An 11,968-nucleotide genomic window follows, 5' to 3' on the forward strand; every position below is an offset into this window, starting at 1 on the left:
AATCGAAATAGGGAGGAAGGAATCTGTATACGTTAAGTAGGCACACCGCGAGGGGGAGGTTCCTCGTATTAAGACCGCGCCGAGAGCGTCTGGCTTCAACGGGAAGGGCTTCCCATAGGCTATCCCTGCATCATGAAGGAACTGTTAGGTCACAAAAAACTACTCTGTTTGAAATCGTGTGATTGCCCTCGACGGTAAACCTCGGGGCTTTGGGGCCTTCGGCCGCGCCTGTGGCGACCAGCCCTACAGCCATAGCAAAAGTACCGACGAGGCACGAGGAGGCGGCACGAAGTGCCCTATAGCCGGACGATTTCCGTCCAGGCGACTTCGTCGCACAAAAGGCGACAAAAAGAAAAATCTCCTCCGTGCTGGGCACAGAGGAGATGGAGTCTCAGAAGGGAAGGGTGAGACTAGTTGCCGCCGCCGCCGCCCTGGCCGCCAAAGCCCCCGCCTTGGCCACCCTGACCACCGCCACGGCCTCCGCGTCCGCCGCCTTGGCCACCAAAACCACCCTGTCCGCCGGGGCCACCGGGACCACCGAAGCCGCCACCGGGTCCTCCGGGGCCACCCTGACCGCCACGGCCCATCATTGGCATCATGTAGCTTTGGGCGATTGTCTGCTGGTCGGCGCTGAGTACCTTGTCCGGCGTGCGCCCTTGAGCCAGCTTCGCTAGCTGGTCATCGGCGAGCTGGAGCTTGGTGGCTGCCTCGGGGCGGATTCCGGCGTCCTGCATCACCTTGAGCGCCTTGATCAGCGTGCTGAGGGCCACCCGCTGCGGATCGGTGAGGACCGCGCTGGTGTCGGTGGTCGCCTTGCGCTCGGCCTTCTGCATGTTGGCCTGCATCTCCTGCATCATCGCCTGGAAGTCGGGACGACCTCCGGCGGCGGGGTCCGCATTCGGGTCCTGTGCCTGACGGCGGGGCATCTGGGGACGCATAGCATCCTGCATATCGTCGCGGATCAGGGCGATCTTGCCGGCCTGGGCATCGGTCAGGTTGAGGTAGGTTGCCATCACCCGAAGCGGGATGGTTGCGGCGCTGACCTCGCGGTTCATGCCCATCATCCCACCGGGGCCACCCATCATGCCCCCCGGTCCGCCGCCAAAGCCGCCTTGTCCTCCAAAGCCACCCTGACCGCCTCCACGACCACCGCGTCCACCGCCCTGGCCGCCGAATCCTCCTTGACCGCCGGGGCCACCCTGGCCCCCGAAGCCTCCCTGACCGCCAAAGCCACCTTCTTGTGGGGGCTGTGCCAGTGCAGCGCCACCCACCATCAATGCAACAAACGTTAAAGCCAATCGGTTCATCTGTTTCGTTCTCCTGGGTAGCATCTTAGCGAGAAACCATGAAGCAATAATGAAGTGAAACTTCAGGATTACTTAACGGTTTGTGCCTACAATACAGGCAATGGCACGTTTACTACTAGTCGAAGATGAGGAGCTCCTCGGGGAGATGATCGTGGAGGGGCTGGAGGCTGCTCGCCACGAGGTCACCTGGTGTCGCAACGGTGCGGAGGGGTTTGAGCGGGCGTGTGAGGGCGGCTGGGCGGCGATCTTGCTGGACCTGATGCTACCAGGGCTCGATGGCTGGAGTATCTGCCGACGCCTGCGGGACCGCCGCGACCCCACTCCTATCCTCATGCTCACGGCGCGGGATGAGGTGGAGGAGAAGGTACGGGGGCTGGAGCTAGGAGCCGACGACTACCTCACCAAGCCCTTTGCCTTCCCCGAGCTCAAAGCCCGGATCGCGGCGCTCCTACGGCGGGAGCGGCTCCAGCGGCGCCGGACCCTGAGTGTGGCGGACCTGGTGATCGACACGGAGCTCCACGAGGTCACGCGCGGGGGCAAGCAGGTAAGCCTCACCCGGCGTGAGTTCGATCTTCTGGAGGCGCTGGCGGCACGTGTGGGACATGTGGTGAGTAAAGAGACCCTGCGTGGGATCTGGGGCGGCGACTCGGAGGTGGGCTCCAATACGATCGATGTCCACATGGTCTCGCTGCGCCGCAAGCTCGATAGCGACCGCTCGGAGAGTGAGCGGCTCTTTCACACGGTCTATGGGGTGGGCTATATCCTGCGCGAGCCCGCAGAGAGCGCTCCCAAATGAAGCTCTCTCTCACCTGGCGTGCGCGCCTGCTCAACGGAGCCCTGAGTGGGCTAGCGCTCGTCGCGCTGGTGGCGCTGGCCCAGAGCCGCATCCGCACGGTGCTCTACCATGCAGTCGATGAGGCGGTGACCTCGCAGGCCCAGACCATGCTGGAGATGCACCGGCGCGAGCCCGACCAAGGCCCCCCGGAGTTTCGGCGTCCTGGTGGGTTTGGCAACGGCCCCGAGGAGCACCGAGGGCCAGACGGACAGGGGCGACCGGAGGGGCACAACGGCCCGCGCCGGCGTGGGCCGGGTGGCCCGGGGTTTGTGATCCGCTTTGGGAGCACGGCGCTCCTGCCCCCGCGCTTCATTCCCCTGCAGCCCCGGACGGGAGAGCACCACGAGGCTCCCTGGGCACCGGAGGGAGTGGCCGCCGCGACCCGCCAAGGCACCGATCTGCGGGAGGTCCGTGGCCCCAATAACAAGATTCTTCATGTCTACTCCGTGCGCTCCGAGGGGATCGTCCTCCAGACCGCCGCCGACCTCGACCAGACCAACCTCGCCTTGGCGGAGATTGGCAACGCGCTCTATGGGCTGATCCTGCCGGTGGGGCTGCTCATGGCGCTTCTGGGGGCCCTGCTCACCGATATCGCCTTCTCCCCGATCCGCAAGCTCACCCGTGTCGCTGCCTCGCTCCAGCCCACCAACCTGGCAGAGCGCCTGCCTGCACCGGGAGGGGGCGACACGTTCGACCAGCTGGTGACCGTCCTCAACGCGATGCTCGGGCGGCTGGAGGGGGCGTTCGTGCGCCAGAAGCGCTTCACCGCTGATGCGAGCCACGAGCTTCGGACACCTCTGGCCGTGATCAAGGCCGCGACCAGCTTCTTGTTGGAGGGCGACGATCCCCTCACGGAGCGCCAGCGCCGCACCCTCTCCCGCGCGGACCGGACCGTGGACCGTGCCAACACGCTGGTCTCGGATCTGCTACTCCTGGCGCGCTCGGAGAACGGGACTCTGACAACCCAGCTGGAGACGGTCGAGCTCCCGGAGCTGCTCTCGGAGGCCATTCGTGCCGCGGAGGCGGGGCAGCCCTCGCCCCATGCGCCTGTCTTGCTGGATGCCGAGCCGCAGCCCATCACAACCGACCCCAAGCTGGTCCACCGCCTGATTGTGAACCTTGTCAGCAACGCGCTCCGCCACACCGGTGCCGAGGGCAGGGTAACAGTCCATGCCTCTCTCACCGACAAGCTGGTCTTAACCATCGCGGACACCGGCGAGGGAATCGCGGCGGAGCACCTAGAGCGCCTTGGGGAGCCTTTCTACCGCCCCGATGCCTCGCGTGCCCGTGAGCAAGGCGGTGTCGGCTTGGGGCTGGCGCTGTGCAAGGAGATCGCCTCCACACTGGGCGGCGAGCTGGTGATCGAGAGCACGCTGGGCGAGGGCACCATGGTCCGGGTGAGCCTGCCCGCCGGGCATTGAAATACCCGTTTATTGTTGGGAGCGTCCCGGGGACGCGGGAGACGCTTGGACTCCGCGCGTCCCCGGGACGCCCTCTCTCCCTGCCGGGTATTTCAATGCCCGGACCGATAATTTTTTCTTCATGATTGTGTGGCACACTAAGCAAGAAGGGAGAGCCATGATGAAAACATTCTTTGGGACTGTGTCCGCTCTTTTTCTCCTCACCATTGCACTCTTTGGCTGTAGTAAACCCGGCGAGGGGGGCTCTGCTGCGGCGCAGACCGCCTCTGGGAAGGCGATTTTTGAGTCGAAAGACTGTGGTAACTGTCATGGACCCGGCAAGCGGGCTCCAGAGCTCACGCATCTCGGTGCGGAGCACGATGCCGCATGGATCGTGGCGCATATAAAGAATCCAAAGACACACAATCCGGGCTCACGGATGCCTGCCTACGAAGGCAAGATGAGCGAGAGTGATCTCCAGGCGATAGGTAGCTACCTGGCAAGCCTGAAATAGAAAGGGACGGAAAGATGAAACGACAGATTTTAGCACTGACTGCCCTCGCGCTCTGTGGCGCGGTGGCATTTGCCCAGGGCGGCTTTGGGGGCCAGGGCGGTGGCCGAGGTGGGCGCGAGGGCCGCGAGGGCGGCGAGCACCGTGAAGGCGGCGAGCGCGGCGGCTTTGGCGGCCGAGGTATGATGCGGATGAACCCGCTGATGAAGGCCCTCGATAAAGACGGCAATGGCGAGCTCTCCGCGGCGGAGATCGCGGGGGCTGCGGCGGCGCTGAAGGCTCTCGATAAGAACAAAGACGGCAAGCTGACCGAAGACGAGCTACGCCCGCCGATGCCTCCGGGGGGCTTTGGCGGCGGGCCTGGCGGGATGATGGGTGGCCCCCCCGACCCAGCCCAGATGGTCAATATGATCCTGGCCAACGACAAGAACAAGGATGGCAAGCTCGCCAAGGCGGAGCTCCCCGAGCGCATGCAGGGGATGTTTAGCAAGGCCGATACCAACAAAGACGGCTTCCTCTCCAAGGACGAGCTAACCAAGTTTGTCTCCAGCATGGGGCCTGGCCCTGGTGGTCCGGGTGGCCCCGGCGGCCCTGGCGGTGGCTTCCCTGGTGGTCAGCGTCCTCGCTAGTCTGGCTTGGGCCCGCGCACGTCCCTGGAGCTTTCACTACGAGCAGGTTCTGGGGACCTCGCTGGCCCTGCGGGTTCGTGCGACCTCGCGGCAGGCGGCGGAGCGAGCGGAGCAGGCTGTCCTGGCGGAGCTCACCCGGCTCGAGAGGCTCTTCAGTAGCTTCAACCCGGAGAGTGAGCTGCGCCAGTGGCAGGGCACGCAGCGGCTCTCCCCCGAGCTGACCGAGCTCTTGGAGGCCGCGGAGTACTGGAGAGAGAAGACCGGCAGCGCGTTCCATCCCGGTGTCACGGCGGGGACTGCCCCGCTCTGGCGGCGGGAGAGTGACGGCCGTATGACGCGGCTCTCGGCGGTGCCCTTGACTCTCAATGCCATTGCGAAGGGGGAGATCGTGGACCGGGCATGTGCCGCAGCCCTTCAGCCAGAGGCCGGGGTGCGGGAGGTCGTGGTCAATATCGGAGGCGATCTGTGCGTCCGTGGGCCGCGCCTGGTGCAAGCGACCGTGAGCGCCGACTCCGAGAACGCGCCTCCGCTCTCTAAAGTGTGGCTGTGCAACCAGGCCCTGGCGACCAGCGGGACGGCGCGCCGTGGCCTGCACCTCTACGACCCGCGCACGGGCCAGCCGGTCACGCACCTGGAGAGCGCCTCGGTGATCGCCCCGAGTGCACGCCTTGCGGATGTGCTGGCGACGGTGTTTTGTGTGCTGCCTGTGGAGGAGAGTCTTACTCTGGCGGAGAACGAAGAGGGCGTCGCCTGTTTCCTCGTGACCGCAGACGGCCAGCGCATCTCCAGCCCCCGCTGGGCAACGTTTGAGAGACGATAATAGCTATGCAAAAGAAACCATGGGATAGCAGCCTGGAGCTGCTGATTAACTTTGAGCTCAGTGCTCCCACGCAGGGGTTCTACCGCCGCCCGTATGTTGCGGTGTGGATCGAGGATAAAGAGGGGAGCCCCGTACGGACCTTAGAGCTCTGGTACCAGCAGGGCCGTGGGGTGCGCTGGCTGCGGCACCTGAGCGCCTGGCTCCGCGGCGAGCAGCTGCGCAAGCTGGCCGACGGCGGCGACCTCACCGCGACCGCGTCCAGCCCGACCCGTCAGCCCGGAAAGTACAGTGTCGCCTGGGACGGCAAGGACGACATGAAGAAGCTGGCAAGCCAGGGAGAGTACTTTATCGCGATCGAGGTCGCGCAAGAGCACGGCCCCTATGAGCTCCTCCGCAAGGGCTTCCCGCTGACCAACAAGCCCCTCAAGGCCGACCTCGGGGGCAACTCCCAGATCAAGAGCGCCAGTATTGAGCTCCGAAAGAAAAGATAAGGCCGCCCGGCCCCTGAAGCTCCGCATACACTCGGGGATCCGCTGGCTCCACACCTATCTCTCACTCCTGAGCCTACTGGTGGTGCTGTTTTTCAGTGTCACGGGGCTGACCCTCAACCACCCCAGCTGGATCACGAGCGGCCTGCACCAGAGCGCGAAGACCGGCCAGCTCCCGGTGGAGTGGCTCAAGGGGGCGGAGCCCAAGAAGCTAGAGATTGTCGAGAAGCTTCGGAGTGAGTTCGGGGTGCGCGGCGCTCTGGACGAGTTTCGGGTGGACGAGCGGGAGTGTGCGATTAGCTTCAAGGCACCCGGCTACTCCGCCGACACCTTTGTGACCCGCGAGACCGGAGCGCTCACCCTGACGATCGCGGAGGAGGGGACGCTGGCGGCGCTCAACGACCTGCACAAGGGGCGCTACTCCGGCGGACTCTGGGCCAAGCTGATCGACCTCTCCGCGATCTTCTTGACCCTGATCTCCCTCACGGGCCTCGGGCTGCTCTTCTACCTCAAGCGCATCCGCACGGTCGGCCTGATCGTGGTGGCGGGCGGTGCTGTTCTCTTCTTTATCCTGGCCCGGCTCGCACTGGGCTAGGGAGTCTTGGCCTCTAGCTTTAGGTCGCGCGACGAGAACCCCACCCAGACCGAGCGTGGGCCGGTGGGAACGACCCAGGCATGCTTCTCCACCGACCAGTAGGCCAGCTCCCGTGGCCGGACACGAAAGACCAGGTTGAGCGTGTCTCCCGGCGTTATGGTGGCGTGCTGGAAGGCGATGAGCTTTCGGATGGCCTGAGGCGCGGGGCAGCTCGCGGCAGGGCCAAGATAGATCTGCGGCACCGCCACGCCCGTGCGCTTCCCCGTGTTCTTGACCCGAACGGAGATCAGTAAATCGTCTTTGACCGGTGTCACGTTCAGGTCGGAGAGCTGGAACTGGGTGTAGGAGAGGCCGTGCCCAAAGGGAAAGAGCGGGGTCAGCTTCTGGGCATCGTAGTGGCGGTAGCCCACAAAGATCCCCTCGGAGTAGGTAGCCTTTCCCTCGACCCCCGGATAGCGGTCCGCACGTGCGGTTGGGGCATCGTCGGCGCGCTGGGGAAAGGTGATCGGGAGCCGCCCACCCGGCTCGGCCTCCCCACAGAGCAGGGCGGCAGTCGCCTCCGCGCCGGCCTGGCCGGGGTACCACGTCTCTAAAACGGCGGCGGTCTTGGCGAGCCAGGGCATGGTCACACAGGAGCCCGTGCTCAGCACGACAATCGTCCGTGGGTTGGCCGCGGCGACGGCAGCGATCAGGGCGTCTTGGTCGCCCGGCAGGGCCAGAGACTCGCGATCCTTCCCCTCTGTCCCTTCATCGTAGGCGCAGACCACCGCGGTCTTGGCGCGCTTGGCAGCTGCGACCGCCTCGGCGAGGCGCTGGGCGCGGAGCTGGGGAGTCACCCAAGCGAGGCGCAGCTCTAGGTTCTCCTTGGGAGCGGGTATGCCGGGAGGGCCACCGCCTGCCTCGGCCGTGACCGAGAGCTTGTGCGCCACACCCGCGCTCAGTGTCACCACCACCGTGCCGTTTTTTAGCCCCTCGCGGGTGGGAAGCAGGCTATCGTTGCCGCCAAAGAAGCGCCCGACACTGAGCAAGGGCTTGCCGTCCAAGACAAGCTGCGCCGTGCCGCGGCGTGCCTGGAGCTTCAGTGCATAGCTCCCACTGGTTGGGGCGGTCAGGGTTCCTTCCCAGGTGTACTTCCCGGGCTTCAGGCCCTGCTTGCCCACAAAGTTTAGCGTCGTCGCGCCCTTGAGCCGTAGTGCTGTGGCCGGGACGGGGACACCGTCGAGGTCGATTCCGGGGACAAAGCGTGGCGCGGTGCCGGTGCGGCGTGCGAGCGCGGTGAGCAGGCTCTCTTTTTGGAGCGGAGCCACAGCGGCGCTTCCGCCCCCTCCGATAATCGGCACCTGGGCCGGCGGCCCGATGAGCACCAGCGAGCCCAGCTCCGACTTGCTCAGGGGGAGGGTCTGCCGCTCGTTTCGTAGCAGTACCGAGCCCGCGATCGCGATATCCTGCGCGATCCGGGCATCTTCGGGGGCGATACTCTCCAGGCTCGAGCGGCGCTTGGTGGCCCCGAGGAGCCCGACTTTATCCAGCGAGGTCAGGATGCGGCGGACGGCGCGGTCCACGCTGGCCTGTGGGACGGTGCCGTCGGTGAGGGCTTTCTTGAGCGCGGCACCGTAGAAGCTAGGCGGACCAAAGCTGCCCATCCCACTCCCCGGCATCTCCAGGTCGAGTCCCGCGGCGAGGGCGGGCGCGGTGCTGTGGGTCGCAAACCAGTCCGACATCACAAACCCCGAGAAGCCCCACTCATCGCGTAGGACCGTGGTGAGCAAGAACGGATTCTCGCAGGCAAAGGTCCCATTGAGCTTGTTGTAGGAGCCCATCACGCTCCCGGCTCCGGCCTGGACCGCCGCCTCAAAGGCAGGAAGATAGAGCTCCCGGAGCGCCTGCTCCTCGACTTGGACATCGACCGACATCCGGTCCCGCTCGAAGTTATTGGCCGCGAAGTGCTTGACGGTCGCGATCAGCCCCTCCCGCTGGATGGCGCGGATCTCGGCGGCGACCAGCTGCGCGGCCAGAAGGGGGTCCTCCCCCAGGGTCTCGAAGTTGCGGCCGCCACCGGGGACACGGACGATATTGGTCATGGGAGAGAGGAGAATATCTTGCTCTAAGGCGCGTCCCTCCTGCCCAAGGATGGTGCCGTAGCGCTGGGCATAGAGCGGGGAGAAGGTCGCGGCCAGGGCGACCGGGGCGGGGAGGGCGGTCGCGGGGCGCGCGACTCGAATCCCCGCGGGGCCATCGGTGAGGCGCAGCTCCGGGATGCCGAGGCGGGGGACACCCGGAAGGTAGCCCGCCTGTCCTAGGTTGCGCGGGTCCCGGCTCCCCGAGAGAAACGAGAGCTTCTCGTCTAGGGTGAGCTGCCCAAGGAGCTGCTCGACACGGCTCGACTGGGCACGGACACCCGAGGCACACAGCAGGAGGGTAGCGGCGAGGGAGAGGGAGAGCGCTTTCTTCATTGGCGAAACCTTCGTGGTTGGGACATAATGAGAGGGTATGTTACGTGTACGTAGTATATCACAGGGCCATGAGCTGGCACTGGCGCTCCGCTCCGCGTATCTTGAGATGCACCGGTGTGTCGATACCCAGTTTCGCCAGACAGGGGTCACGGCGGATCAGTTTGTCGTGCTGAGTGCGCTTGCGGAGGCCGGCTGCCTCACCCAGCGTCGGCTTGCGGACCAGATCACCTGTGACCAGAACACGCTCCGTGCCATGCTCCTGCTCCTGGAGAAGAAAGGCCTCGTGCTGCGCCAGCCTCATCCTACCGATGGCCGAGCCCGCCTCGTCTCGCTGACATCGGAGGGCGAGGTGCTCCAGAAGGCACTCTCGGAGCAGCTCAACCCGCTCCGCCAGAGTCTGGGGGAGAGCCTCCGTCCCGAGGAGACCGAGCTGCTCCTGGAGCTCCTGCGCCGGGTTGCTGCGACGATCTCCGCACCCGCTTCCACTTGAAAGGTTAACCACGATGAAGACACCTAAGACCCTGCTGGTCTCTCTTGCTGCTCTGGCACTGGCCAGCTCCTTTGCCTCGCCGGTGGGCGCTCAGCCACCGCAGTTTCAGCGCCCGCCGCAGTTTGAGTCGGTGGAGTACTCGCCTGAGCGCAAGCTGACGTTCCGTCTCCTCGCGCCCAAGGCCACCGACGTCCGCCTCGGCACGAGCGATCTCCCGGTCACGGGCTTTGGGGGTGTCCGGATGAAGAAGGGCGAGAGTGGGATCTGGGAGGTGACGATCGGTCCCGTCCCTGCGGGGGCGTATCGCTACAACTTCAGTGTCGATGGCATCACGGCGCTCGACCCGAAGAACCCGGCGACAAGTGAGTCCATGGGCAATAGCTGGAGCCTTGCGGTGGTTCCTGGCGCGGAGTGGATGGATACGAAGAACGTTCCCCATGGGGCGGTGGCGAGCATCACCTACCACTCGACCGCGCTGGGCAAGGCGCGCCGGATGCATGTCTACACCCCACCCGGCTACGAGAAAGGCAGCGCCAGCTACCCGGTCTTCTACCTGCTCCACGGCGCGGGCGATAGCGACGACTCCTGGACATCGGTGGGGCGTGCGGGCTTTATCCTCGACAACCTGATCGCGGCGGGGAAGGCCAAGCCCATGATCGTGGTCATGCCGGCGGGGCATACGGGGCCATTTGGCTCGGGGGGGATCACCAACCAGGATGCGTTTGTGAGTGACTTCAACAAGGACATCCAGCCCTATATCGAGAAGACCTACCGCACCAAGAACGACCGCGCCAGCCGTGCGATTGCCGGGCTCTCCATGGGCGGCTTCCAGACCCTCGCGGTCGCGATCCCGCGCCTCGCCGACTTTGGCTACATCGGGGTCTATAGCTCCGGGCTCTTTGGGATCGTCCCGATGGGGGCCCCCGGCCAGACCGCGCCCCCCGCTCCGGCCCGCTTTCCGTGGGAGGAGCAGAACAAGGCGATCTTAGACAACGCGGCGCTCAAGAAGGGGCTCAAGCTGGTCTGGTTTGGGATCGGCAAGGACGATTTTCTCCTTACCACCAGCAATGCGACGGTCGCGCTCCTCACAAAGCACGGCTTCACGGTCACCAACCACGAGACCGGCGGCGGCCATACCTGGCTCAACTGGCGCGACTATCTCATCGAGTTCGCCCCCAAGCTCTTTCGCTAGCGCCGTCGGCGCTTGAGCGCGACAATCCCCACGGGGAGCAGCGCAGGCAGGAGCTGCAGAGCGCCCGGTAGCTCCGGGGTCACGGTAGCTCCTGCCGTCACTGAGACATCGTCGATCCCCCAGAAGTCGGGTTCGTTCAGGAACGAGAACGATAGAGGAGTGCTCGCACTGCTGGCGACGACGGTAAACGAGAACTGTGTGTAGTTAAACCAGGTGGCATCGGTCAGAGCATGGACCGGAGCACCGTCCCAGCTCGCCTGGAAGGCATTGGGAGTCTTGACACTCGCCTCACGGATCAGGCCGTTCTTGAGCCAGTACGAGAAGGTGTAGCTCTGTCCGGCTGTGGTACTCACGTTCTGGGAGAGTATAAACGGGGGGCCTGCCTCTCCCGACGAGAACCCATAGAACCCCGAGTGCTGCGCGGTGCCCGAGACACTCGAATAGAACGTGAAGCCACTCCCCATCCATCCCGTGAGGTCACCGGTCTCAAAGCCGGGGTTGGTGACCAGGTTTTGTGCCTGCGCGGCGTGGGGCAGGGCGAGCACGGTGAGCATCCCGAGGGCAGCGATGCTGGTAAGAGAGAATAAACGGGTCATAGGCTCCACTATGAGCGGTCTGACTTAAATCTCCCTTAAATGGAAGGCGGGCTTGCCTTAAATTTTCCGTGCTCTGCTGGGTATGACTGCCCTCGACGGTAAACCTCGGGGCTTTGGGGCGTCGTCCCTCCGCCGTTCGCTTCGCTCAGCTTAATCTTGTACCGACGAGGCACGAGGAGGCGGCGCGAAGCGCTCTAGAGCCGGACGATCTCCGTCCTGGCGGTTGAGAGCAAACGCGGCGCGGGAGCGCAGCTTCTCATCGCTCTCGCGCTCTAGAATCCGCTCCAGCGCCGCCACCGCGCGGGGATCGTGGGGCTGAAGCCCGAGCTGGTGCACGGTGACCCGCCGCACGCGGATGCTGGAGTCGTGGAGGGCTCGGTCTACCAAGAGCCCGACGATGTCCACCTCCAGCGGTGCTACTTTGCAGTCCTGGCAGCCCAGCGAGTGCACTGCCAGCCGCCGGACGTGCGCCGACGGATCAGAGAGGGCTTGGGTAAGCGGGCCGACGCAGGCCTCCGTGGCGAGGTGGTCCAGGAGCCCAGTGGCCTGCGCTCGCACTTTTGGATCGGGATCGGCCATATCCCTTAGCGCCGCCGCAAGCGTTTCTTCGTTCGACATAGCCCATTGTGCGTGGCGGGCAGAAACACTGTCA

General features: G+C 65.1%; 13 protein-coding genes. 9 read left to right on the forward strand and 4 right to left on the reverse strand.

The features are described 5' to 3' along the window. Positions 1-410: 410 nt before the first annotated feature. Positions 411-1,307 (reverse strand): Spy/CpxP family protein refolding chaperone, encoded by an 897-nt coding sequence (locus tag HNQ39_RS14680; RefSeq protein ID WP_184197457.1) that lies wholly within the window; start codon positions 1,305-1,307, stop codon positions 411-413. Between the two features lie 100 nt (positions 1,308-1,407). Between HNQ39_RS14680 and HNQ39_RS14685 the strand changes: the two genes are divergently transcribed. The 7 genes from HNQ39_RS14685 to HNQ39_RS14715 all read left to right on the forward strand — a co-directional run bounded on the left by HNQ39_RS14685 (position 1,408) and on the right by HNQ39_RS14715 (position 6,585). Beyond that, positions 1,408-2,103 (forward strand): response regulator transcription factor, encoded by a 696-nt coding sequence (locus HNQ39_RS14685; protein WP_184197460.1) that lies wholly within the window; start codon positions 1,408-1,410, stop codon positions 2,101-2,103. After that, positions 2,100-3,563: a sensor histidine kinase gene (locus HNQ39_RS14690; protein ID WP_184197463.1), complete on the forward strand. Its 1,464-nt coding sequence runs from the start codon at positions 2,100-2,102 to the stop codon at positions 3,561-3,563. The genes HNQ39_RS14685 and HNQ39_RS14690 overlap by 4 nt, the downstream gene beginning before the upstream one ends. A 157-nt stretch (positions 3,564-3,720) precedes the next feature. After that, positions 3,721-4,056, forward strand: a complete 336-nt coding sequence (locus tag HNQ39_RS14695; RefSeq protein WP_184197466.1) for a c-type cytochrome — start codon at positions 3,721-3,723, stop codon at positions 4,054-4,056. A gap of 14 nt (positions 4,057-4,070) precedes the next feature. Further along, the gene (locus HNQ39_RS14700; protein WP_184197469.1) at positions 4,071-4,682 is read left to right on the forward strand and encodes an EF-hand domain-containing protein; all 612 of its coding nucleotides are present in this window, start codon (positions 4,071-4,073) and stop codon (positions 4,680-4,682) included. Next, positions 4,594-5,502, forward strand: a complete 909-nt coding sequence (locus HNQ39_RS14705; protein ID WP_221290013.1) for an FAD:protein FMN transferase — start codon at positions 4,594-4,596, stop codon at positions 5,500-5,502. The genes HNQ39_RS14700 and HNQ39_RS14705 overlap by 89 nt, the downstream gene beginning before the upstream one ends. A gap of 5 nt (positions 5,503-5,507) precedes the next feature. Then, on the forward strand, positions 5,508-5,993 hold the full coding sequence (locus HNQ39_RS14710) for a DUF2271 domain-containing protein (protein WP_184197472.1): 486 nt from the start codon (positions 5,508-5,510) through the stop codon (positions 5,991-5,993). Then, positions 5,971-6,585 (forward strand): PepSY-associated TM helix domain-containing protein, encoded by a 615-nt coding sequence (locus tag HNQ39_RS14715; RefSeq protein WP_221290014.1) that lies wholly within the window; start codon positions 5,971-5,973, stop codon positions 6,583-6,585. Before HNQ39_RS14710 ends, HNQ39_RS14715 begins: the two co-directional genes overlap by 23 nt. Here the strand turns inward: HNQ39_RS14715 and HNQ39_RS14720 are convergent. Next, on the reverse strand, positions 6,582-9,038 hold the full coding sequence (locus tag HNQ39_RS14720) for a glycoside hydrolase family 3 protein (RefSeq protein WP_184197475.1): 2,457 nt from the start codon (positions 9,036-9,038) through the stop codon (positions 6,582-6,584). The two genes, HNQ39_RS14715 and HNQ39_RS14720, sit on opposite strands and share 4 nt — an antisense overlap. A 37-nt stretch (positions 9,039-9,075) precedes the next feature. Between HNQ39_RS14720 and HNQ39_RS14725 the strand changes: the two genes are divergently transcribed. Further along, a complete protein-coding gene (locus HNQ39_RS14725; RefSeq protein WP_184197478.1) occupies positions 9,076-9,528 on the forward strand; it encodes a MarR family winged helix-turn-helix transcriptional regulator in 453 nt (150 codons plus the stop codon). 13 nt (positions 9,529-9,541) lie between these two features. Next, entirely contained in the window at positions 9,542-10,720 is a 1,179-nt protein-coding gene (locus HNQ39_RS14730; RefSeq protein ID WP_184197481.1) for an esterase, read from the forward strand. Here HNQ39_RS14730 and HNQ39_RS14735 read toward each other — a convergent pair. Beyond that, a complete protein-coding gene (locus tag HNQ39_RS14735) occupies positions 10,717-11,316 on the reverse strand; it encodes a hypothetical protein (RefSeq protein ID WP_184197484.1) in 600 nt (199 codons plus the stop codon). The two genes, HNQ39_RS14730 and HNQ39_RS14735, sit on opposite strands and share 4 nt — an antisense overlap. A 150-nt stretch (positions 11,317-11,466) precedes the next feature. Next, positions 11,467-11,934: a HEAT repeat domain-containing protein gene (locus tag HNQ39_RS14740; protein WP_184197487.1), complete on the reverse strand. Its 468-nt coding sequence runs from the start codon at positions 11,932-11,934 to the stop codon at positions 11,467-11,469. Between the last annotated feature and the right edge of the window lie 34 nt (positions 11,935-11,968).

Source organism: Armatimonas rosea, assembly GCF_014202505.1.
Taxonomy (GTDB): Bacteria; Armatimonadota; Armatimonadia; order Armatimonadales; family Armatimonadaceae; genus Armatimonas; species Armatimonas rosea.